Origin of the sequence: Streptomyces venezuelae (assembly GCF_008642375.1) — a bacterium.
Lineage (GTDB): Bacteria > Actinomycetota > Actinomycetes > Streptomycetales > Streptomycetaceae > Streptomyces > Streptomyces venezuelae_G.
On sequence record NZ_CP029194.1, the window covers coordinates 579031 to 601687 of the forward strand.

The following is a 22657-nucleotide window of genomic DNA, read 5'->3' on the forward strand; positions in this document are numbered from 1 at the left end:
CCAGGGAGCGTACCCCCGGGCCGTCGATGCGAACGGAGCCGCCCCGACCGTCGCGGATCCGCCCTACGGGGAGGGCAGCGGAGGCAGGGCGCCCTCGTGGAGCCAGGACGACAGCAGGCCGTCCACCGGCTCGGTGGCGTGTCGTGCCACATGGGCGGTGAAGGCCTCCGTGGTCACCACGCCGTGACGGTGGGCCGTGGCCCAGTCGCGCAGCATCCGGAAGAACGCCCCGTCGCCCAGCGCGCAGCGGATCGCGTGCACGGCGAGGCCTCCGCGCTGGTACAGGCGGTCGTCGAACATGAGCTTGCGGCCGGGGTCGGCGAGGACCAGGTCCTGCGGCTGCATGGCGAGCAGCCGGTGTGCGGCGGTCGCCAGTTCCTGCGCGGTGCGGCCTCCGGAGCGCTCCGACCAGAGCCATTCGGCGTACTTCGCGAAGCCCTCGTTCAGCCAGATGTGCCGCCAGTCGGCGATGGTGACGCTGTTGCCGAACCACTGGTGCGCGAGCTCGTGCGCGATGAGCCGTTCCGAACCCCGCACGCCGTCCACGTGGTTGATGCCGAAGAGGGAGAGACCCTGGGCCTCCACCGGCACGTCCAGCTCCTCGTCGGCGACGACGACCGCGTACTCGCCGAGGGGGTAGGGGCCGAAGAGCTCCTCGAAGATCCGCATCATGGCGGGCTGCCGGGCGAAGTCCCGGGAGAACCGCGGCAGGAGGTGCGCCGGTACGTGGGCGGTCTGCGGGACGCCGTCGAGTCCGGGCTCGCCGAGCAGGACGGTCTGGTACATGCCGATGGAGAGGCCGACCAGGTAGCTGGAGGTCGGCGCGGTCTGCTCGTACACCCAGGTGGTCGTGGAGGCCTTCGTCGTCCGGGTCAGCAGCCGGCCGCCGGCGACCACCGTGTAGGCGGACGGGGTGTTGACCGAGATCTGGTACGAGGCCTTGTCGGCGGGCCGGTCGTTGCACGGGTACCAGGAGGGCGCGCCGACCGGCTGGCTCGCGACGAGGGCGCCGTCGGTGAGCTCCTCCCAGCCGAGGCCGCCCCAGGGGCTGCGGACCGGCTTGGGGTTGCCCGACCAGTGCACCTCGACGGTGAAGGCGGCGCCGGCCGGGAGGGGCTTGGCCGGCCGGACGCGCAGCTTGCCGCCCCGGTGGCTGTAGTGGGGCGCCCGGCCGTTCACCTGGATCCGGCCGACCTTGAACTCGGCGAGGTTGAGGGCGAACTCGGTGAGCGGCGCCCGGCCGACGATCGCGCTGAGCCGGGCAGTGCCGGAGAGCCGGTTGGGGCCGGGGCGGTAGTCCAGGGCGATCTCGTACCGGTGGACGCGGTAACGGGGATCGCCGTTGGCCGGAAAGTACGGGTCCGACGCCGTTGTCCTCTGGCCGCTCACTGCCGCTTCCGCTCCCTGCCCTGTGCTCGTACGCCGTGGCCCTTTCAGGACCGCCACGCCTCGATCGGATTGCCCAGCCAGCGGGTGTCGGCGGGGACGGATTCCCCGGCCATCACGAGAGAGGCGGGTCCCAGTGTGCTGCGGGCCCCGACCGTGCTTCCGGGCAGGACGATTCCGTTCGGGCCCAGGGTGGCGCCCTCGCGGAGGACCACAGTATCCGTCCTCAAGATCCGGTCGTGGAAGAGGTGCGTCTGCAACACACAGCCGCGGTTCACGGTGACGGCGTCGCCCAGGGTGACCAGGTCCGTCTCGGGCAGCCAGTAGCTCTCGCACCACACGCCCCGGCCGATCCGGGCACCGAGGCCGCGCAGCCACAGGGTGAGGAGCGGGGTCCCGGGAACCGATCCGGCCAGCCAGGGCACGGCCAGGACCTCGACGAACGTGTCGGCCAGCTCGTTGCGCCAGACGAAGCCGCTCCACAGCGGGTGCTCCCCCGTCCGGTGCCGGCCCACGAGGAGCCACTTCGCGGCCACGGAGACCACGACGGCGGTCGCCCCGGCGGCGAGCAGGACCGCGCCGGACAGCAGCGCGGCCCCCGCGGCCCCGACCCCGCTCGTCGCGGTCAGGGCGCACAGCGCGGCCACCGTCAGGACGGCGAGCGCCGCCGAGCAGAACACCGGGACGAGCCGGCACAGCTCGACCAGGGCCCTGGCACAGAGCAGGCGCGCGGGCGGGTCGTACGTACGGCTCTGGTCCGCGTCGGCGGCGGACCGCGGCAGCCTGACCGGCGGCAGGCCCAGATAGGAGCTGCCCTTCTTGGCCTTCTTCGGCGTGGCGGACAGCACGCCGACCAGCCCGTCGTCGGGCACGCTGCGGCCCGGCGCGGTCATGCCCGAGTTGCCGAGGAACGCCCGGCGGCCGATCTCGGAGTGGCCGATACGGACCCATCCGCCGCCCAGTTCGTAGGGGGCGGTCAGGGTGTCGTCGGCGAGGAACGCGCCTTCGCCGACGGTCGTCAGGCTCGGGAGCGCGAGCACCGTGGACACCTCGGCGCCCCGGCCGATCCGCATGCCGAGCAGCCGCAGCCATACGGGGGTGATCAGTCCGGCGTACAGCGGGAAGAGGGTCTCCCGGGAGCGGTCCATCAGCTGGGTGACGGTCCATACCTGCCAGCCGACCCTGCTGTGCGTGGGGTGCGTCCCGGTCCGCAGCCCGAGGCTGAGCAGGCGTACGGAGACGAGCAGGAGCAGCGCGTACGCGAGGCCGAAGGCAAGCGCTCCGGGCACGACGGCGCTCAGCGCTCCGCGCAGGGCCCCGGCGAGCCCGGCGTCGGCGGGGACGAACAGGCCGACGACGAGCAGCGCCGGGAGGGCGGCGAGCACGGGAAGGGCCGTGAGGCAGAGGCCGGTCGCTCCGTACATGGCGCGCCAGCGGGCGGCGCGCGGCGGGCGCTCCTCGGGCCAGTTGCGTTTGGCCTTGCCGAGCTTGACGGCGGGTGCCCCGGCCCAGCGCTGGCCGGTCGGGACCTGTCCGGTCACGGCGGATCCGGGGGCCACCTGGGCCCGCTTGCCGACCCGCGCGCCGGGGAAGAGGATGCTGCGGGTGCCGACGACCGCGCCCGCGCCGACCTTGACCGGGCCGATCTCGAGCCGGTCGCCGTCCAGCCAGTGCCCGGAGAGGTCCACCTCGGACTCGACGGCGCAGCCGCGGCCGAGCTTGAGCATCCCGGTCACCGGAGGCAGGGAGTGCAGGTCGACGTCGGGGCCGACCTTGGCGCCGAGGGCGCGGGCGTAGCGCTCCAGCCAGGAGCCGGTGAGGGAGGTCGCGCCGACGTGGTCGGCGAGGCGTTCGGCCGTCCACAGCCGCAGGTGGACGCTTCCGCCGCGGGGGTAGCGGCCCGGCCGGACCCCGCGCAGCAGGAGGCGTGCGCCGCCGGCCGCGAGGGCCAGTCGGCCCGGGGGGCTGTAGAGGAGGGCCGCGCCGGCGGCGACGATCCACCACGAGGCGGTGGGCGCCCACGGGTAGGGGCCGAACCGGTGGAGGACGTTGCCCAGGGCCAGGAGGGCCACCGTCCAGCGCAGGCCGACGAGGGTGAAGAGCGGGAGCAGCAGCAGCGCCTGCGCGATCTGGGTGCGGAGCGGGACGGGGGCGACGGTCCTGGTCGCGGTGTCGTCCTGTGCGGACTTCTCCAGGCGCCGGGCGAGCTTGCGGAGGGTGGGCTGCTGGTAGATGTCGACCACGGCCGCGGCGGGGTAGCGGGTGCGCAGCCGGGTGGTGAGCCGGGCGGCGGCGAGGCTGTTGCCGCCGATGGCGAAGAAGTCGTCGGCGGCGCCGGTGACGGTCACGCCGAGGGTCTCGCTCCACTGCTCGGCGAGCCAGGCCTCGGTGCCGTAGAGCTGCTCGACGGAGCCGGTGGTCTCCAGGTCGGGCAGGGGCCAGGGCAGTGCGTCCCGGTCCACCTTGCCGGAGGTGCGGGTCGGCAGGTCGTCGACCGGCGCGAGGAGCGGCACGAGGGCGGCGGGCAGTTCGGCGCGCAGCCGTTCGACCGCCGCCGTGTGGTCCCAGCCGTCCTGGGTGACGAGGTAGCCGACGAGGAGCTGGTTGCCGCCGCGGGCGGTGCGGACGGCGGCGGCCGCGCCGGCGACGCCGGGCAGGGCCTGGAGCGCGGCGTCGACCTCGCCCAGTTCGATGCGCCGGCCGCCGAGCTTGATCTGCTCGTCGCCGCGGCCGAGGAAGACGAGCCCTTCCGGTTCCGCGCGGACGAGGTCGCCGCTGCGGTAGGCGCGCTGCCAGCCGAGGGAGTCGAGCGGGGCGTACTTCTCGGCGTCCTTCCCGGGGTCGAGGTAGCGGGCGAGGCCGACGCCGCCGATGACGAGCTGGCCGCTGCCGCCCATGGGCACCGGCTCGCCGGACTCGTCGACCACGGCCAGTTCCCACCCGTCGAGCGGGAGGCCGATGCGGATCGGTTCCGCGCCGGTCAGGAGCGAGGCGCAGGCGACGACGGTGGCCTCGGTGGGGCCGTAGGTGTTCCAGACCTCGCGGCCCTCGGTGACCAGACGCTGGGTCAGTTCGGGCGGGCAGGCCTCGCCGCCGAAGATCAGCAGCCGGACCTCGCCGAGGTCCTCGGGGTCCCAGAGGGCGGCCAGGGTCGGCACGGTGGAGACGACGGTGATCTCCTGCTCCACCAGCCAGGGGCCGAGGTCGGCGCCGCTGCGCACCTGGGAGCGCGGGACGGGCACGAGGCAGGCGCCGTGGCGCCAGGCCAGCCACATCTCCTCGCAGGAGGCGTCGAAGGCGACCGAGAGTCCGGCCATGACGCGGTCGCCGGGTCCGAGGGGTTCCTCCGTGAGGAAGAGCGCGGCCTCGGCGTCGACGAAGGCGGCGGCGCTGCGGTGGGCGACGGCGACGCCCTTGGGCAGGCCGGTGGAGCCTGAGGTGAAGATGATCCACGCGTCGTGCTCGGGCCCGGGGCGGGCGGCGGGGACGTGGCCGGGCTCCGGTCGCCGGATGATGTCGACGGTCTGTCCGGCGCCGAGCACCGCGCGCACGCCGGCCTCGCCGAAGACGAGTTCGGCCCGCTCGTCCGGGTCCTCGGCGTCGACCGGGACGTAGGCGGCCCCGGCGGCGAGGACGGCGAGGACGGCCACGTACAGCTCGTTGGTCCCGGAGGGCACGCGGACGCCGACCCGGTCGCCGAGTCCGACGCCGGCTTCGGCGAGGGCGCGGCGCCGGCGCTCGACCTCGGCGGCCAGAGCGCGGTAGGTGAGCTGGGTGGTGCCGTCGTCGAGGGCGGGTTCGTCGGGGTGTGCCCGGACGGTCGCGTCGAGGATGTCGACGAGCGTACGGGGCGGGGCGGCGGGTCCGGCGGAGAACCGGGCTGCTTTGCCGGAGTCCTCGTACGCCTCTCCGTCGTCGGGCTGGGTGAGTTCGCCGAGCTCGGGTGTGGCTGACATCGGCCCTCGCGTGTCGCTCCCGGAACGGTCCGGGCCGCCGGTGGAGCCCGGGTCTGCCCGGGTTGTTCCGATCCAGCGCCAAACAGCCCGTCAGTCTAGTGCGCCGAAACGGATTTTCTCGGTCGAACCGCTTGCGCGCTGCTGAGGCAGAGCGGTATTGCGGCGTGAATTCCCGGCTCCGCGTCCGGCGCCGGCGACAGGCCCCGGGCCCGTCGGGGGCGGTCCCTTGGGCCGGATGGAGGACCGTTCCGTCGGGGCGCGGAATCGGGCCATTCGGAGGGACGCGGTCCGTCCGGCCTGGTACCGGCCTCGGAAGGCGTGTGGGGCCTGGCCCGGAGCCCGATCCTGCGGGCCGTCGTGCGGCGCTGTCGCGGAAGCATCGCGCGGGTGTCACACAGCCGTCACACGGTCATCGTCGCCCCATCGAACTGGGCGACCTCAGGATGGCCTGAACACACGCGGATCAACCCCCGTCCCGCGGACTGCCGTTGATCACTTCCCGCTCGCTTCACATACTGCGCTGACCAGCGGCGGGCGGAGTACGCCCGGCTGGAGACGACCACTCCACTTCATCCCTATCTCCTGGGGGAGACTTGCGCGCACACGTGCACAGAGCACGCGCCTTCACCATCGCGGCGGCCACATCGGTGGCCCTCGTGGCAGGCATGACCGGCCCCGTCACGGCTGTCGCCGGACACACGACGGCCACGCCGGACACCCCACGTCCCGACGGCGACCAGCGGATCCCGATGATCACCGGCGACCGGCTGGTGGTCAGTGCCGAGGGCCGGATGGTGGGCTTCGAGCCCGCCGAGGGCCGTGAACACATACCCGTACAGGTACAACGCACCAAGGACCGGACGCTGGTGGTGCCCGGCGACGCGCAGCGCCTGATCTCCGCGGGCAAGCTGGACCAGCGGCTCTTCGACGTCGAGGAGCTCGCCGACCCGCTGCTGCGCAGGAGCCACCGCGACGGGCTCAAGCTGATCGTGCAGTACGACGGCGGCGGCGCCGATTCCGCGCGGGCCGAGGTGCGTTCGGCCGGGGACACCCAGCTGCGGCGCACGTTCCCCACCATCAACGCCGACGCCCTCCGTGCGTCGGAGGACGACGTGGCCAGGGTGTGGGAGGCGCTGACGAACCCGCGGCCGAACGGCCTGCGCGCCACTGCCTCCGGCATCGGCAGGGTGTGGCTGGACGGGGTCCGCAAGGCGAGCCTGGACCGCAGCGTCCGGCAGATAGGCGCCGACAAGGCGTGGGAGTCCGGTTACGACGGCACGGGCGTCAAGATCGCCGTCCTCGACACCGGTGTCGACAGGACCCACGAGGACCTGCGGACCCAGGTCGTCGGCGAGAAGAACTTCTCCGCCTCCGCCGACGCCGTGGACCGCGTCGGACACGGCACGCACGTCGCGTCGATCGCCGCGGGTACGGGTGCCAGGTCCGGCGGTGCGTACAAGGGCGTCGCCCCCGGCGCCAAGGTGATCAGCGGGAAGGTCCTCGACGACGAAGGCTACGGGGACGACTCCGCCGTCATCGCGGGCATGGAGTGGGCCGCCGCCGAAGGCGCGGACGTGGTCAACCTCAGCCTCGGCAGCGGTGACACCCCCGGCGTCGACCCGGTGGAAGCGGCGGTGAACCGGCTGACCGCCGAGAAGGGGATCCTGTTCGCCGTCGCGGCGGGCAACGACGGCAAGTACGGCGATGAGACCGTGGGCTCGCCGGGCAGTGCGGACGCCGCGCTGACCGTCGGCGCGGTCGACAAGGACGACAAGCTGGCGCCCTTCTCCAGCATCGGCCCGCGCGCCGGCGACGGCGCCGTCAAGCCGGACGTCACCGCGCCCGGCGTGGCCATCACCGCGGCCGCCGCCCCCGGCAGCGCGATCGACACGCGCCCCGGCACACCGCACCCGGCCCCGGGCTACCTGCAGATCGACGGCACCTCGATGGCCACCCCGCACGTGGCCGGCGCGGCGGCGATCCTGAAGCAGCGGAATCCGGGCTGGACGTCGACCGAGCTCAAGGGCGCGCTGATCGCGTCCACCAAGGGCGGCGACTACACCGCCTTCCAGCAGGGCTCGGGCCGTGTCCAGGCCGACAGGGCGCTGGCCCAGAGCGTGATCGCCGATCCGGTCTCGCTGACCTTCGGCGAGGCCCAGTGGCCCCACGCCGACGACCCTCTCGTCACCAAGAAGCTCGGTTACCGCAACCTCGGGACCAGCGACGTCACCCTCGACCTGTCGGTGGCCACGCTGGACCCGACGGGCAAGCCGGCCCCGGCCGGGTTCTTCTCGCTCGGCGCCGGCAAGGTGACCGTGCCCGCCGGTGGCCGGGCCGAGGTCGACCTGATCGCCGACACCAGGATCGGCGACGCCGACGGCACCTACTCGGGTCACGTCACCGCCACCGGCGCGGGCCAGTCCGTCCGCACGGCCGCGGTCGCCGTCCGCGAGGCGGAGTCCTACGACATCACGGTCAGGACCATCGGCCGCGACGGCACGGACGCCGCGAACTTCTCCAACACCCTGACCGGGGTCGGCGGCGGCGCCAAGGGGTTCAACGCCCGTATCGACAACGAGCCGGGCGTCCGGACGATCCGCGTGCCCAAGGGTTCGTACACCTTCAGCACGGCCGTCTACCAGGACCCGTCGGACTACACCAAGGGCACCGACTGGATCGCCCAGCCGAAGCTGGAGATCTCCGGCCCCGTCGCGCTCACCGCCGACGCGCGCACCACCAGGCCGGTGGCCCTGACCGTGCCCGGCCTCGACACCGCGAACTCCGCGGGCACGTACTACGAGGTCGCCAGTGAGGGCGCTCGCTACGGCAACGGCTGGGTCCTCGACAGCTTCGCCGGCTTCCGCACGGCCCACCTGGGCCCGGCCGTCACCGACGGCTCGCTCCTGCAGACCTGGGACGCGCACTTCGTCAAGGACGCCACCACCCAGTACGCGGTGGCCTTCGGCGGCAAGGCGAGCAAGGTCGCGACCGGCTACACCCGGCACGTGAAGGCGAACGAGCTGGCCACGGTCAAGGTCGGTCTCGGCGCCTCCGCACCCGGGAAGAGCACGCTCGTCTTCCCCCACCCCCGGCTGCCGGGTGCTCCGGAGGGCAACGCGTTCTCCCCGTACCAGGCGGCGCCCGGGATCCGCACCCTCCTCGTCTCCACCGCCGACGGGGTCTCCTGGCTGACCAGGTTCCACCAGTTCGGCGAGCCCGACGAGCAAGGCCGGCGGCCCTACGAGGGCTCGTACGAGATGGTCCGGCCGAAGACCTACGTGACCGGCAAGACGTACCGGGAGACGTTCAACACGGGTGTCTTCGGCCCGCTTCTGGGCGAGAAGTCGGGCGTCTTCCGCACCGCGCCAGACCCGGACACCGGTGAGCAGCAGATCATCGGCGCCCTGTCGCTGTTCGCCGACGGCGGGGGCCACACGGGTCTCACGAGGCACACCTCGGCCACGACGTCGCTGTACCGCGACGGCGTCAAGGTCGCCGAGAACGACGATCCGCTGACCGGCGAGATGCCCTTCACGGTCGACGCCTCCGATGCCGAGTACCGGCTGACGGCCTCCGTGGAGCGCTCGGCGACGGTCGCCGCGGCCTCCACCCGTGTCGACACCGGCTTCACGTTCCGCTCGAAGCAGGTCGCCGCCACCACCGCGCTTCCGGTGTCGACGGTCCGCTTCGCGGCCCCCGTCGACATCACCTCGCGCGCTCCGGCCGGCGCGACGGTCTCCGTCCCGGTGACCGTGCAGGGCGCGGCGGCCGGGAAGAACCTCGGGTCGCTCGCCGTGTCCGTGAGCTACGACGACGGGAGGACCTGGCAGCCGGTGAAGGTGGCGAACGGCAGGATCTCCGTGACGAACCCGGCGAAGGACAAGGGCGTGTCGCTCCACGCCGAGGTCACGGACAAGCAGGGCAACGCGTCCACGCTGACGATCCACGACGCGTGGCTCGGTAAGTAGCGCGTGGTTCGGTGAGCAACGGCCGGACCGGGCCTCGTCGGACGAGGCCCGGTCCGGTTCTCCCCGGTGGTTCAGCGGGTGGGTTCCTGCATGGTGACGCAGTGCGCGCCACCGCCGCCGTTGCCGTAGAGGTTGTCGAGGTTGAGCTGGACGACGGGCCTGCCGTAGGCGGCGGAGATCGCCGCCTTGGCCGCCGCGTCCTTGGCGGTGTCGCCGAACTGGGTGATGATGACGGCCGAGTTGGTCACCGTCCAGTTCATGTAGGAGCTGAGGAAGTCCGCGCGCTTGCCCGACGGGACACGGGGCAGGGTGTCGGGCCCCTCGATGGTGAGGACCTGGAGCCTGCGGCCCCTGGCGTCGGTCGCGTTGGGCAGGACGTTGTACACGGCCTGGGCGTTGGGGGTCCAGACGTCCGGCCGTACGTCGCCGGCGAGCTGCACCATCACCACACCGGGCTTGATGTACCGGGCGGTGCCGTCGATGTGGCCGTCGGTGACGTCCCAGCCGGTGACCCCGGGCAGCCAGATCATCTTGGTCGCGCCGAAGCGGGCGAGCAGCTCCGCCTCGACCTGGCTGCGCGACTTGCCGGGGTTGCGGTTGCTGTTGAGCCAGCAGCTCTCGGTCGCCATGAGCGTGCCGTCGCCGTCGTACTCGATGCCGCCGCCCTCGCCGACGCGGAACAGCGGGCCGGTGTCCCGCATCCAGCAGTCCGAGACCGGGATGGAGCCGATCACGGTGACCGTGGGTCCGCACATCGAGCGGGCCTTGGCGGCGCTCCGCCGGCCGACCAGGGCCGCCGTGCCGAGTGCGGGAGCCAGGTCGTTCGGCGCCAGGATCCCCGGACGGCGTACGGCTGTCCCCCGAGCCAGACCCACTCGCCGGGCGCGGTCACGCCGCGGCGCTGCCCGGCCTGGTCGCCGAGCACGGTCGCGGGCAGGTTCTCGGCAGCCTTGTCCGGCCGCGGTACGTCACAGCCACCCGGGCGGTACGGCGACGATGGCCACCGGCCTCCACGGCGAACTCACCGCGACGCCCCGCCCCGAAGGCGGGCTGACGGTACGGGTCGAACTTCCGTTCCGACGACGGGACGCCCGCTGAGGCCTGATTCGCCGGACGCCCCCTAGCGGCCCAGCAGTTCGACCTCGGCCTCGATGGCCTCGGCCATCAGCGTCCGGGCGTGGGAGATCAGGAGCGTGCCGCTGAGCCAGCGCATGCCCAGGCCCTCCAGGAGGGCGGTGAGCCGCTCGGCGGAGGCCGAGAGGGCCGCCGCCGATGCCGTCGGCCGTACGTGGCCGAGCAGCTCCACCACCTCCTGGACCCAGACGGCGGTGGATCTCGCCAGGTCTTCCCGCAGGGCTTCGTCGAAGACGGCGCTGGCCCGCAGCTCACCCCACGCGCTGCTGTTCTCGCGGACCTCGGTCGTGTCCTGGAGTTCCAGGAGCAGCGTCCGGTCCAGCTCCTCGCGCGGCCCGAGCGGTTCGGCGTCCGGCGTGCGGTACGTCGTGTAGTGCCCGGCGCGGTCGCTGATGAACTCCAGCGTCTTGAGCAGGATCCCGGTGCGGTCCTTGAAGTGGTAGTAGATCAGCGCGGTGGAGACGCCCGCCTCGGCGGCCAGCTCCTCCACGCGCAGGCCACGGACGCCGCGCCGGGCGATGACCCGGGCGGCGGCTTCGAGGATCTGAGTGCTGCGAGACGCCATGGCCGGAACTTTATCGGTCCCCCCCCTCACGCTCCCCGTCGGCGCCTTCGGCGGCACAGGGCGACGACGACGAGGACCATGGACGGTCACCGCAGAAGGGCCATCCTGGAAGCCGCCGCGCGGGTCATAGCCCGGCACGGAGTCCGCGGGCTGCGCATGGAGGAGCTGGCGACCGAGGCCGGGGTGTCCACCGCCCTGATCCAGTACCACTTCAAGGACCGCGCCGGCACTCTGCGGCACACCCTGGAGTTCATCAGCGACAGGGCCGACCGGTACACGTCCGAAAGGGACGGCGGCGAGGGGCCTTACGACGCCCGGCAGGAGCTGGAGCAGTCCCTGCTCCTGGAGTTCCAGGACGTTCCCGAGGTCCGCGAGAACAGCACCGTATGGGGGGAGCTGCGCGCCAGCGCGGTCTTCGAGCCCGAGCTGCGCGGAGACCTGGCCAGAGCCACGCTGGCCTGGATCCCTGATGTCGCGGACCTCCTGGGCTGCATCCGGCCGACGGTCCCCGCGCCCGCCCTCACGGCATCCGCGGAGCGGCTCACGGGCCTCCTGGAAGGGCTCAGTACGCGCTGGCTCAGCGGCGCCCTGCCCTTGCCGCACGCCCGCGAGCTGGTGAGGGAGGCCGTCTCCATCGAGGTCGAGCGCCTGAGCAGCCCCGCCGCCGAGCCGCTGCACCACTGAGCAGCCCCGCCGCCGAACCGCCGAGTCGCCGACAGCAGGCGCTCCCCTCAAGAGGCGTGCACCCTGTTCTCAGGGCAGCGCGTGACGAGCCCACGATCGGAGACACTCTCGCCCGCCGACACCCGCCGCCCCGAGCGGAGCCGCCACGGCTTCCTTCCGGCCGCGCTGGCCTGCCTCCTGATCGTGGCAGCCGTCGCCTTGGGTACGTGGCTCCAGTTCGGCGAACGCCAAGCCCTGGACACCGTGTACACGGCGGGCGGCTCGCCTCCCGACCGCGTGGACGTCGACGCCTCGATCCAGCGCGTCGACGCCGCCGGCCGAAAGCTGGTCCTGCGCGTCCTCGTGACCCCGCGGGGAGAACTGGCCGAGGCCGGCGGCGTCTCCCACCGAGGACCTCACGCTCCAGACCTCGGCCTCCACCCGGGGCGACCTGTCCTTCAAGGCGCACAGCAGGATCTCGACCATGGACCTGGCCGTCGATCTGACCGGCTGCTCGATCACCGACTACCCCTTCGACGCCTATGACGCCGCGATCGAGTTCAACGCCGTCCAGGGAGGTCGGAAGGTGCCCGTCCGGGCGACGCTGACCAGCAGCGACGTCCTCTTCGCCGCGACGGTGCACGCCTCGGAGGACGACGGGGCCGCACTCTTCGACGTCGGTCTGGGGCGCTCCAACAGCGTACTGATCTTCGCCGTCTTCATGAGGGTCGCCATGTGGGCGCTCGCCCTCTCGGTGCTCACCGGCGCGTGGTTCCTCGTCACCCGGCGCAAGGGGCTGACCCTGGCCGGCGCTCGGCTGGATGGCCGCCACGCTGTTCGCCCTGGCCGCCTTCCGCAACACGGCCCCGGGCACACCGCCCATCGGCTGCCTCATGGACTACATCGCCTTCCTCTGGGCCGAGACCGTCGTCGCCTTCTGTCTCGTCGCCGTGGTCGTCACCGGCTTCGCGGCGGAGCGCCTGCCACCGGATGCCGAGGCTCCGCCGGACATGCGCGAGAAGTGACGGCCCGGTGGCCGTCGGTCGTCTCCCGCGCATGCACGCACGACCAGGCCTTCCTACGATGAAGACGTATCGTCGCGCGGTTCTGTCGGGGTCCTAACGGAACGAGGGAACATGACAGCCGAGGATGCCGGGCCCGCCGGGCGACCGGTGGAACTCAAGCACAACGCGATCGGCTTCGTGGACGCCCTCGTCATCGGGCTCAACTCCACGTCCCCCGCGTACTCCCTCGCGGCCGTCATCGGCCCGATCGTCGCACTCGTCGGGATCTACGCCCCCGGAGTGATGTTCGCGGCCTTCGTGCCGATGCTGCTGATCGCGTCGGCGTTCTACTACCTGAACAAGGTCGACCAGGACTGCGGCACCACCTTCTCCTGGGTGACCCGGGCCATGGGCCCCTGGGCCGGCTGGCTCGGAGGCTGGGCCATCGCCATGACCGGGGTCCTGGTCGTCGGCTCGCTCGCCGATGTGGCCGTCACCTTCGGCCTGCTCGCCGTCGGCCTCGACAGCTGGGTGGACAACACCTTCGTACGCCAGCTGCTCACCGTGCTGCTCATCCTCGCGATGACGGCCGTGTGCGTCATCGGCACCGAGCTGTCGGCCAAGGTGCAGAACGTCCTCATCCTCGCGCAGGTCGCCTGCCTGCTGATCTTCGTCGTGGTGGCGTTCTACGCCGTCTACAACGGCACGAGCAAGTACGACTCGGTCGAGCCGGCCCTCAGCTGGCTCAATCCGTTCGGCGCGGGTGGCGCGGCGCTCACCGGCGGGCTGCTGCTGGGCGTCTTCATCTACTGGGGCTGGGAATCGGCGGTCAATCTCACGGAGGAGGTCGAGAACTCCGCGACCGCCCCCGGCAAAGCGGGCCTCTGGTCGACCGTGATCCTTCTGGTGACCTACGTGTCCGTGGGATTCGCGGTCGTGGCCTACGCCGGTCCGGTGTTCCTGGCCGAGAACGCCGACGAGGAGGAGTTCCTCTTCGCCCAGCTCGCCGGCGACGTCATGGGCGGCTGGGACTGGATCCTGCTCCTCGCGGTCTGCACGTCCGCGATCGCCTCCACGCAGACCACGATCATTCCCGCCTCGCGTACCGCGCTGTCCATGGCCCGCCGCCGGGCGCTGCCCGCCCACTACCGCCACATCAGCCCGCGCTTCCGCACCCCCGACGTGAGTACGTGGTGGGTCGCCGGCATCGCCATCGCCTGGTACCTCGTGGTGAACCAGATCAGCACCAACGCGCTCTTCGACTCGCTGACCGCGCTGTCCCTGCTCATCGCGTTCTACTACTCGCTCACGGGCCTCGCCTGCGTGGTCTACTACCGCCGCCACCTCTTCGAGAGCGCCCGCAACTTCCTGCTGATCGGCCTGGGGCCCCTGATCGGCTCCGGCCTCCTCGCGTGGCTCCTGGTGAGGTCGGTCGCGGACATGGCCGATCCGGAGAACTCCTACAGCGGCACCTCGTGGTTCGGGCTCGGTCCGCCGCTCGTCATCGGCATCGGCATCGCCCTCACCGGGGTGGTCGCCATGATCGTCCAGCGCTTCGTGGACCCGACGTACTGGCGGGAGCGCCCGAGCGTGGCCGACCCCGACCTGGTCCACGGACGAGGCCACGGTCACGACCACGGCAAGGGTTCCTGAGGCGTACTCCGGTCAGCCGAAGTCGGGGATGGGGTGCCCCGGGGCGAGGGCGGCCGCGATGCGCTGGGCGATCACGTGGGCGGTGTGACCGTCCGTGGCCGTCGGGCCCTGTGTGGTCGAGACCGCGATGGCCAGGCGCTCGGACGGCAGGTACGCCATGGAGGACGAGTAGCCGAAGAAGAGGGGGTGCTGGGAGATCCAGTCGCCCAGGACGACCACGCCCAGACCGTAGTGGGTGGCCTCGGTGTTCGCGAGGCAGACGGTCGCCGGGCACTTGGGGGTGGCGTGGCCGAGGCCCACCGTCCCCGGGTTCAGGAGCTGCCGGTACGAGGCCGGGGAGAGGAGCTCGCCCGAGCCGAGGCCGGAGGCCGAGCGGGCCAGGTCGCAGATGTCGGTGGTCTGCACCGCGCCGGCGGCGGTGGTCCACGAGGGGTTCCAGAAGGTGGACTCCTCGTACGTCCCCCGGTCGGCGGAGAAGGCGTGCAGGACGGGTTCCGGGATGTCGGGCGTGAAGCTGTTGCGGGTCTCGCGGAGCCCGAGCGGACCGGTGACCTGCCGCCGGAGGAGGACGTCGAGCCGGGTCCCGGTGATCTTCTCCAGGGCGGCGCCGAGGAGCACGAAGTTGGCGTGCGAGTAGCTCCAGTTCGTGCCCGGCTCGTACCAGCGGTCCTCTGCGGTCGACAGGGCCACCACCTCCTTCCCCGTCCACTGCCGGAAGGGGTCGGCGGTGACGGCCTGCTGGAAGGCGGGGAGGCGGACGTAGTCGACGAGACCGGTGGTGGACGCGGCCAGCATGCGCAGGGTGATCTTCTCGCCGTGCGGAAGGCCGGGCAGCCAGCGCGCGACGGGGTCGTCGAGGCGGACCGTGCCCTGGTCGACGAGGCGCAGGAGTGCCGTTCCCAGGTAGCTGATGGCCACGTTGCCGTTGCGGAAGTGCATGGCGGGGTCGGCCGGCACGCCGGTCATCGACTCGCCGAGGGCGGTGGTGACGACCTCGCGGCCGTCGACGGTGACCCGCAGGATCACGGACTTGAGGCCCATGTCGGCCTTGGCACGCTCGGCGATCCGCACGGCGTCACGAGCCGGGCCGTGGTCGGGCAGCCGGGACCCGGCGCACGGCCGGCGGTGGCCGCCGTCGCCCGCCGGGGCACCTGCGGCGGTGACCGGCGCGCCGAGGGCGACGAGTGCCGTGAGCGCGGCGACGACGGCACGGCGCGACCGTGCGAGGGAACGGGCTGAAGTCATGGCCGCAGTATCGGCCGGGAGCACCCGTACGACGGCCCGGTGACCGCCGACCCGCACGGACGTCACCCGTCGGGTCGCACCCCGCCCTGGCCGGGGCCGGCCTGCCGAACCTCCGCGTCCTGGCAGGCGGGATCGTCGCCTGGGAGGCGGCCGGCTCGCGGGGCGCGTCCCCCAGGACGTGCTGCGCAGGACGTTCGGCTGTTCGTCGTCGTGACGGGCGTCTTCGTCCTCGCGCGGGAGCTCGACCCCGTCGTCTGGACCCTCCCGGTCACGTGGGCGGCGCTCGGCGTCAGGCGGGTACGGCTCCCAGCAGACCGCCGTCGACGACGAGGTCCTGGCCGTTGACGTAGGACGCGTCGGTCGAGGCGAGGAACGCCACGGCCGCGGCGACCTCCTCGGGGCGCCCGAAGCGACCGGCGACGATCCGGCCGGTCAGCGCCGCCGCCTCCGCCTCGCTCAGCGCGGCGGCCGGGTACATCGGGGTGTCGATGTACCCGGGGCTGACGGAGTTGACGCGGATGCCGCGCGGGGCGAGCGAGGCGGCGAGCGTCCGGGCCAGGTTGTGCACGGCGGCCTTGGTCGCCGAGTACAGGGTGAGGACGCTGTTCCCCCGGTGGAGGGTCCAGGACGCGTTGACGACGATCGAGCCTCCGTCCGCCAGGAGCGGCAGCGACTTCTGGACGGTGAAGAACACACCCTTGAGGTTGACGTCGACGCCCAGGTCGAACTCCGGCTCCGTGATGTCCTCGAACGGCAGGAACACACCGGATCCCGCGTTAGCGAAGAGGCTGTCGACGCGGCCGTGCCGCTCGCGGACCGTCTCCACCATGGCGTCCAGCGCGCCGAGGTCGGCGACGTCGGCCACGACGCCCGAAGCGCCCGGGCCGAGCCGGCCGACGGCGGCGTCCACCCGGGCGCGCGTGCGGCCGGTGACGACGACCTGGGCGCCCTCGGTGACGAGGCGGTGTGCGGCGGCCAGGCCCATACCGCTGGTCCCGCCCGTGACGAGGGCGGTCTTTCCGGTGAAGCGGTTCATGCCCGTGCTCCGATCAGGCTGTCGGTGAGGTGGTCGACGAGGTGGGGCAGCCAGTCGGGGCGGGCATTGCCCAGGAGGTGGTCACCGTGCGGGACGGACAGGTAGGTGCCGTGCGGGGCGAGACGGGCCAGGGGCTCGCCGTTCGTCACGCCGGGGATGACGTCCCGGCCTCCGTCCACGACCAGCAGCGGGGCCGCGATGCGGGGCGCGAGGTCGGTGAGATCCACGTGCCCGGCGAACTCCCGGGCCGCGTCCGCCCCTCCCGTACGCCGCGCCATGATGTCGCGTACCGGCTGGGGCAGTTCGGCCCAGTCGAGACGGAAGGGCCCGCTGACGGTGGCGACCGCCGCGACGCGCGGCTCCGTCGCCGCGCCGCGGGCGGCGAAGTAGCCCCCGAGGCTGAGGCCGACGAGCCCGACGCGCGCCACGCCCAGCGCGTCGACGACCCGGCCCACGACGTGCTCGTAGTCCGCCCTCATCGCCGTCGTGGACGCGAGGGCTCCTTGCCCCGGGCCGTCCATCGCGAACACCGCGAGGCCTCTGTCGAGCAGCGCGTCCGCCAGATCGAGGAACTCCTCCTTGGCCGAGTCGAGGCCGGGGACGACGACCACGGTGCCGGGGGCGTCGGCGGGGCCGCGCAGCCAGCCGGTGAATCCCTCACCGGTCAGCCGCCGCGCCCCGGGCTCCCGCATCTCCAGGGCCAGGCCCAGGGCCCGGTCCGCCGCGGCGGCGGCACGGCCGGCCTCCGCGTACGGCGCGAGCGTGGCGAGGTGGAACCACCTGGCCGCCGTCAGCAGGTACTCCCCCGCCGTGACGGACGGTCCCGCGCCCTCCGCACGCTCCAGGTACGCCTGTCCTGTGCGGACGAAGGACGGGCCCCAGTCGGCGACGTCGGTGAGACCGTCGGCGACCCGGTGGTACTCGTGCGGGTCGACGCCCGCTCCGGTGGCCCGGGTCCATTGGGCGGCTGCGAACTCTGCGGCGCTCGTCGGATCGTTCATCGTGCTTCTCCCGTCAGCAGAACGGCCTTGCCCCGGATCCTGCGCTCCCGCAGGTCGACCAGGGTGTCGGCCGTTTCGGTCCAGTCGGCGATCCGGCCGATCTCCGGGTGCAGCCGACCGCGCTCCACGAGGCCGACCAGGGCCGCGAGTTCGGCGGCGTACGGCGCGCCGGCATAGTGGAAATGCCGGATCGTGACGCGTTCGGGCCCGCCGAGGAGCTGGAAGAAGTCGAGCGTCACGGGGGTGCGGCTGGCCTGGCCGAACCAGACGAGCGTGCCGCCCGGGCGCACCTTGGAGAGCGCGACCGGCAGGTCCGGCCCTCCTGTGGACTCCAGCACGACGTCGAAGGGCCCCTCGGCCGCCGCCGCCTCGTGCACCACTCGCGCGCCCAGCGCGGCGAGCCGCTCGCCCCGCGCCGGAGTGGCCGTCACGGCGGTCACCTCGGCTCCGGCGCCCACGGCGAGCTCGGTGACGTAGTGTCCGACCCCGCCGGAGGCGCCGGTGAGCAGGACGCGCAGACCGGCCGGCGAGCCGGCCGTGCGCAGCAGGCGCAGGGCGGTGATCCCGGCCAGGGGAAGGGCCGCCGCCCGTACGCTGTCCACGCCGTCCGGGAGGACCGCGAGGGAGTGCGTGGGCACGGCGGCGTACTCGGCCCAGCCGCCGTGCGCGGGGTGCCCGACCACGCGGGTGCCGATGGCGGGGCCCGTGCCGTCGGCGGCCTCCTGCACGACGAGGCCCGCGACGTCCTTGCCCGGCAGCAGTCCCGGCCTGGGGTGTTCGAGGAGGAACGTCTCGCCGCGGTTCGGCGAGAACGCCTCGACCTTGACCAGTGCCTCTCCGGGCTCGGGGACGGGCTGGGGCAGATCGGCGAAGGCGACCGGACGCGCCGCCTCCCCCGTGGGGATCAGTCTTCGCATGGGCACGATGCAACCCCCGCGACCGTCCCGCGGGCCAACAACGGTCGGACGATGCCGACAACGCTTGGTTGTCACCTATGGTGAGAGCCGTGGATCTCGACATGGCACAGGTACGTGCTTTTGTACGCACCGCCGAGGAACTGCACTTCGGGCGGGCGGCCGGGACGCTCGGCGTCTCCCAGCAGGCACTGTCCAAGCGGATCGCGCGCCTGGAGTCCCTGCTCGGCACCCGGCTGTTCGAGCGCGGCGGCAGTGGCGTGCACCTGACGCCCGCCGGACGCCGATTCCTCCCGCCCGCCCGGCAGGCGCTGACGGCCGCCGACGGCGCGGTCGCGGCGGCGGTGGGGAAGGACCGCCCGCTGCGCGTGGACGTCTGGGGGCATCTCTACGCACCCATGAGGACCCTGGCCCAGGTCGCGGGAGAGGCCGGGGAGTTGGTGTCGGGGCACGGGCGCGACCTGCCGTCGGTGACGAACGCCCTGCTGCGCGGCGACATCGACGCGGCCTTCGGCCGGGTCCACCCTCCCCTGCACGCCGGCCTGACACACCGTCTGGTCCGTCTCGAACCGGTCGATGTCGTGCTCGGCGCGGACCATCCGCTCGCGGCCGAACCGGCGTTGCGCCCGGACCGGCTGCGCGGCAGTGTGCTGTGGGCACCCGGCGCGCTGGACCGGCTCGACTTCCTCCACCGGTTCGCCGACAGGTTCGGCATCGCCGACAGGGGCACGGGCGTCAACCTGGGGCTCGCCCACTTCCTCGGCGAGGTGGCGGCGGACCCGCGGCGTTTCTCGCTGCTGCCCGCCGACGTGCCCCTGCCGGAGGTCCCCGGGCTGCGGTCGGTCCCGCTCGTCGATCCCACACCGCTGTACGCCTGGTCGTTGCTGTGGCGCACCGGCAGCGGGCACCCGGGGCTGAGCGGCCTCACGGCGGCCTGCGCCGCCGAGGCCGGCCGCAGCCGCTGGCTCGAGTACGACCCCGCACGCGACTGGCTGCCCGAGCCGCCCGCGTCACCGCGTGGCGACGAGTCCTCGTAGCAGGGCCAGGTCCACGTCCAGCAGGCTGCGGACCACGGTGCGGCGCGATGCCGGGGTGACGGTGGTGGTGGGCGCGGGGACGGCCACGACTCCGCAGCCGGCCGCCTCCGCAGAGGCGATCCCGGTCGGCGTGTCCTCGACGGCCACGCAGGAGGCCGGGGCGGCGCCGAGGGCGGTCAGGGCCGCCAGGTAGGGGTCGGGGTACGGCTTGGTGCGCGGGGTCTCGCCCGCCGCGACCGTCACCGTGAACCGGTGGCTGCCCAGCGCGTCGAGGACGGTGTCGACGACCTGCCGTGGTGAGGCCGAGACCAGTGCCGTGGGGATGCCGGCGGCGTGGAGCGCCGCGAGGAGTTCCACCGCCCCGGCGAGGGGGACGACCTGCCGGCGTACGAGTCCGGTGAAGCGCCGCTCCATGGAGTCCCCGATCCCGGCCGCCTCCCCGCGGCCGTCCGCACGGGCGGCGAGGTGCGCGGCGCAGTCCTCGACGGCACGGCCGAGGACGAACGAGAGGTCCGCGTCCGTGAGGGCGATCCCCAGACCCGCGGCCTCTTCCTCGACCGTCCTTCGCCAGAGGCGCTCGGTGTCGACGAGTGTGCCGTCCATGTCGAAGAGGACGGCACGGAGTTCGGTGCGCAGGGGTACGGGGCGCTGTGAGTGATGTCGAACCACGGGAGCAACGTAGAGCAAATAAATAACTTCTTCCAGTATTGATTGGGGAGTTGGGGTCGCCCTACGCTCGGGCCCGCCTCCGCGCCCATCACCCTCCGGACCGGCCCCACGGGCCACGACACCCCTGGACCCCGCCATGAACACTGCCCCGGACACCGCCCGCGTCCTGGTGGTCGGCATCGACGGCGTACGCCTCGACCTGCTCCCCGTGCTCGACACGCCCCACCTCGACGGCATCGCCCGTGCGGGCTTCCTGGCGCCCGTCGAGGTGGACGCCGCGACACCCACCATGTCCGGCCCGTGCTGGGCCACCATCGTCACGGGCGTCGGCGTCGCCAAGCACGGCGTGTGGGCCAACCGCCTCGACGGGAACCGGCTCGACGTCTTCCCCGACTTCACGACCCGCCTCGCCGCCGATTGCGGACGCCGGACCTTCGCCGTCGGCGGCTGGGCACCGCTCTTCCTCGCCCGGCAGGGCGGCCCGCTGTTTGTCGCCCCCACGCGGCTCGGCTATGTCGCTCCCCGCGAGGACACGCCCGAGGCGTGGGAGGAGGTGGACGAGAGGGTGACCGCCGAGGCGGAACACCTCCTCGGCCTGGACGAGGAGCTCCACGCCGGTTTCGTCTATCTCGGCGCGGTCGACGAGACCGCCCACTTCCTCGGCTGCGGCGAGGAGTACCGCAGGTCGGTCGAGGCCGCGGACCGCCGTCTCGGCCGGCTCCTCGCCGCCGTACGCGATCGGCCCGGCCACGCGGCGGAGGAGTGGACGGTGATCGTGGTGACCGACCACGGCCACCGCGACGAAGGGGGCCACGGGGGCCGCAGCGAGCTGGAGCGCACGGCCTGGATCGCCGCGAGCGGTCCCGGTCTGACGGCCGGCGCGGTGCCGCGGGACCTCCATCACACGGATGTCGCCGCTCACGTCTACACGGCCCTCGGCATCACACCCGACCCTCACTGGACCTTGGACGGCACCGGTTTCACCACCGTCACCACCGTCGCAGCCGCTACCGCCGTCACCGCCTGATCAGACCACGCTCACGAAATGGCCTCGATCCGCTCCAGGTGGGTCTCGCCCCATTCGCCGAGCGGCGCCATCGCGGCGTTGAGCGACCGGCCGAACTCCGTGAGGGAGTACTCCACCTTTGGCGGGACCTGATGGTGGACCTCGCGGTGCACCAGCCCACTGGTCTCCATCTCACGGAGTTGCAGGATCAGCATCCGCTCGCTGATTCCCGCCACGGCACGCCTCAACTCACCGAAACGCAGTGGTCCTTCGCCGAGCGAGAAGAGAATCAGGCCTTTCCACTTGCCCCCCATGACGGCGATGGCGGCGTCGAGCCCACAGGTGTACGTCCTGCCCTTCATTCACACCTCCTACGAACAGAAATGTAGGTACCTCACAAAAATGTAGGTACTTGAGGGAATGTACGTGACCACCCAGCATGGAGGTGCCGGCAAGGACCAGGAAGACGACAGACCGTGGACTGGAGCACACCATGACAGGCAACATCCGCACGCCCGTGACCGTCATCGGGCTGGGTTCGATGGGACGGGCCCTGGCCGAGGCGTTCCTCGACGCCGGGCATCCGACGACGGTGTGGAACAGGACGCCGGAGAAGGCCGGGCCCCTGGTGGCCAGGGGGGCCGTCCGGGCCCGGCGGGTGGAGGACGCGGTCGCGGCGAGCCCGCTCGTCGTGACGTGCCTGACCACCTTCGGGGACACCCGCCAGGCGCTGGAGGGGGTCGGCGGCGCGCTGCGGGGACGCGATCTCGTCACCCTGAACAGCGGCTCCCCCGCGGACGCCCGGGAGACCGCCGCCTGGGCGACCGCGCGCGGCGCCCGCTTCCTCGCGGGGGCGGTCAAGAACGTGCCCTCGGCGGTGGGGGCGTCCGACACGCTGCTCTACTACGGCGGTGACCGGGGCGTCTTCGAGGAGCACCTGACCACCTTGCGGGTGCTGGGCGGTGACACCGTCCATCTCGGGGACGGGACCGACCTGGCGGCGCTGTACGAGATGGCGGTGGGCGCGATGCTGCTCCCCGCGCTCGTCGGCTTCTTCCAGGGCGCCGCCGCCGTCCAGGCGCGCGGGCTCCCGGCGAGCAGCATGGTGGGATTCGCCGGGAAGTGGCTGGACATGATCAAGTCCCTGCTGCCGGTCTACGCGGAGGAGATCGACAGCGGCGACTACACCGACGCCGCCTCGTCCGTGCACCTCTTCCTCGCGGGAGCGGCCCATGACGAGGCCCTGGCCGATGAGACACATGTCGACACGTCATGGACCGCCCCGCTCAACGTCCTCCTGGAGCGGGCCGTCGAGGCGGGTCACGGCGAGCACAGCATCGCGGCTCTGACCGAAGTGCTCCGACTCGGGGGGAATCCGGCCGAGCAGCGGAAGTTGACGGCAGATCACTAAAAGTCAGGC

General features: G+C 72.7%; 17 protein-coding genes and 1 pseudogene. 8 read left to right on the forward strand and 10 right to left on the reverse strand.

Annotated elements, in window-relative coordinates; all coding sequences use genetic code 11:
- Positions 1-63: 63 nt before the first annotated feature.
- Positions 64-1389 carry a M1 family metallopeptidase gene (locus DEJ46_RS02680; RefSeq protein WP_150263976.1) on the reverse strand — a complete coding sequence of 442 codons (1326 nt, stop codon included), beginning with the start codon at positions 1387-1389 and terminating at the stop codon, positions 64-66.
- 44 nt (positions 1390-1433) lie between these two features.
- On the reverse strand, positions 1434-5342 hold the full coding sequence (locus DEJ46_RS02685; RefSeq protein WP_150263977.1) for a Pls/PosA family non-ribosomal peptide synthetase: 3909 nt from the start codon (positions 5340-5342) through the stop codon (positions 1434-1436).
- A gap of 605 nt (positions 5343-5947) precedes the next feature.
- Between DEJ46_RS02685 and DEJ46_RS02690 the strand changes: the two genes are divergently transcribed.
- Positions 5948-9310 carry a S8 family peptidase gene (locus tag DEJ46_RS02690; protein WP_411757710.1) on the forward strand — a complete coding sequence of 1121 codons (3363 nt, stop codon included), beginning with the start codon at positions 5948-5950 and terminating at the stop codon, positions 9308-9310.
- A gap of 71 nt (positions 9311-9381) precedes the next feature.
- Here DEJ46_RS02690 and DEJ46_RS02695 read toward each other — a convergent pair whose 3' ends face one another.
- Positions 9382-10185 (reverse strand): agmatine/peptidylarginine deiminase, encoded by an 804-nt coding sequence (locus DEJ46_RS02695; RefSeq protein WP_223834468.1) that lies wholly within the window; start codon positions 10183-10185, stop codon positions 9382-9384.
- A 245-nt stretch (positions 10186-10430) separates the two neighbouring features.
- Positions 10431-11009 (reverse strand): TetR/AcrR family transcriptional regulator, encoded by a 579-nt coding sequence (locus DEJ46_RS02700; RefSeq protein WP_150263978.1) that lies wholly within the window; start codon positions 11007-11009, stop codon positions 10431-10433.
- A 78-nt stretch (positions 11010-11087) separates the two neighbouring features.
- On the opposite strand from DEJ46_RS02700, the gene DEJ46_RS02705 reads away from it, so the two are divergent.
- The 4 genes and pseudogenes from DEJ46_RS02705 (at position 11088) to DEJ46_RS02715 (ending at position 14329) form a co-directional block, all read left to right on the forward strand.
- On the forward strand, positions 11088-11693 hold the full coding sequence (locus tag DEJ46_RS02705) for a TetR/AcrR family transcriptional regulator (protein ID WP_150263979.1): 606 nt from the start codon (positions 11088-11090) through the stop codon (positions 11691-11693).
- A gap of 276 nt (positions 11694-11969) precedes the next feature.
- Positions 11970-12414, forward strand: a pseudogene (locus DEJ46_RS40680) (DUF4436 family protein); the annotation flags it as partial.
- A 79-nt stretch (positions 12415-12493) separates the two neighbouring features.
- The gene (locus DEJ46_RS40685) at positions 12494-12697 is read left to right on the forward strand and encodes a DUF4436 family protein (protein ID WP_317852215.1); all 204 of its coding nucleotides are present in this window, start codon (positions 12494-12496) and stop codon (positions 12695-12697) included.
- A 111-nt stretch (positions 12698-12808) separates the two neighbouring features.
- Complete coding sequence (locus DEJ46_RS02715) at positions 12809-14329, forward strand: APC family permease (RefSeq protein ID WP_150263980.1); 1521 nt, start codon at positions 12809-12811, stop codon at positions 14327-14329.
- Positions 14330-14341: 12 nt separating this feature from the next.
- On the opposite strand, the gene DEJ46_RS02720 is transcribed toward DEJ46_RS02715, so the two are convergent.
- The 4 genes from DEJ46_RS02720 to DEJ46_RS02740 form a co-directional block, all read right to left on the reverse strand.
- Positions 14342-15574 carry a serine hydrolase domain-containing protein gene (locus tag DEJ46_RS02720; protein WP_150263981.1) on the reverse strand — a complete coding sequence of 411 codons (1233 nt, stop codon included), beginning with the start codon at positions 15572-15574 and terminating at the stop codon, positions 14342-14344.
- A 289-nt stretch (positions 15575-15863) separates the two neighbouring features.
- Positions 15864-16610 carry an SDR family NAD(P)-dependent oxidoreductase gene (locus DEJ46_RS02730; protein WP_150263982.1) on the reverse strand — a complete coding sequence of 249 codons (747 nt, stop codon included), beginning with the start codon at positions 16608-16610 and terminating at the stop codon, positions 15864-15866.
- Positions 16607-17611 carry an alpha/beta hydrolase family protein gene (locus DEJ46_RS02735; protein ID WP_150263983.1) on the reverse strand — a complete coding sequence of 335 codons (1005 nt, stop codon included), beginning with the start codon at positions 17609-17611 and terminating at the stop codon, positions 16607-16609. Before DEJ46_RS02735 ends, DEJ46_RS02730 begins: the two co-directional genes overlap by 4 nt.
- A complete protein-coding gene (locus DEJ46_RS02740; protein WP_150263984.1) occupies positions 17608-18528 on the reverse strand; it encodes a zinc-binding dehydrogenase in 921 nt (306 codons plus the stop codon). Before DEJ46_RS02740 ends, DEJ46_RS02735 begins: the two co-directional genes overlap by 4 nt.
- A gap of 89 nt (positions 18529-18617) precedes the next feature.
- Between DEJ46_RS02740 and DEJ46_RS02745 the strand changes: the two genes are divergently transcribed.
- The gene (locus tag DEJ46_RS02745; RefSeq protein ID WP_150263985.1) at positions 18618-19562 is read left to right on the forward strand and encodes a LysR family transcriptional regulator; all 945 of its coding nucleotides are present in this window, start codon (positions 18618-18620) and stop codon (positions 19560-19562) included.
- Here the strand turns inward: DEJ46_RS02745 and DEJ46_RS02750 are convergent.
- Positions 19536-20231, reverse strand: a complete 696-nt coding sequence (locus tag DEJ46_RS02750; protein WP_223834470.1) for an HAD family hydrolase — start codon at positions 20229-20231, stop codon at positions 19536-19538. The genes DEJ46_RS02745 and DEJ46_RS02750 overlap by 27 nt on opposite strands.
- Before the next feature lie 136 nt (positions 20232-20367).
- Here DEJ46_RS02750 and DEJ46_RS02755 point away from each other — a divergent pair, with 136 nt between their 5' ends.
- On the forward strand, positions 20368-21258 hold the full coding sequence (locus tag DEJ46_RS02755) for an alkaline phosphatase family protein (protein WP_150263986.1): 891 nt from the start codon (positions 20368-20370) through the stop codon (positions 21256-21258).
- 11 nt (positions 21259-21269) lie between these two features.
- On the opposite strand, the gene DEJ46_RS02760 is transcribed toward DEJ46_RS02755, so the two are convergent.
- On the reverse strand, positions 21270-21599 hold the full coding sequence (locus DEJ46_RS02760; protein ID WP_150263987.1) for a winged helix-turn-helix transcriptional regulator: 330 nt from the start codon (positions 21597-21599) through the stop codon (positions 21270-21272).
- Positions 21600-21730: 131 nt separating this feature from the next.
- On the opposite strand from DEJ46_RS02760, the gene DEJ46_RS02765 reads away from it, so the two are divergent.
- Positions 21731-22648 (forward strand): NAD(P)-dependent oxidoreductase, encoded by a 918-nt coding sequence (locus DEJ46_RS02765; protein ID WP_150263988.1) that lies wholly within the window; start codon positions 21731-21733, stop codon positions 22646-22648.
- The last annotated feature ends 9 nt before the right edge of the window (positions 22649-22657 follow it).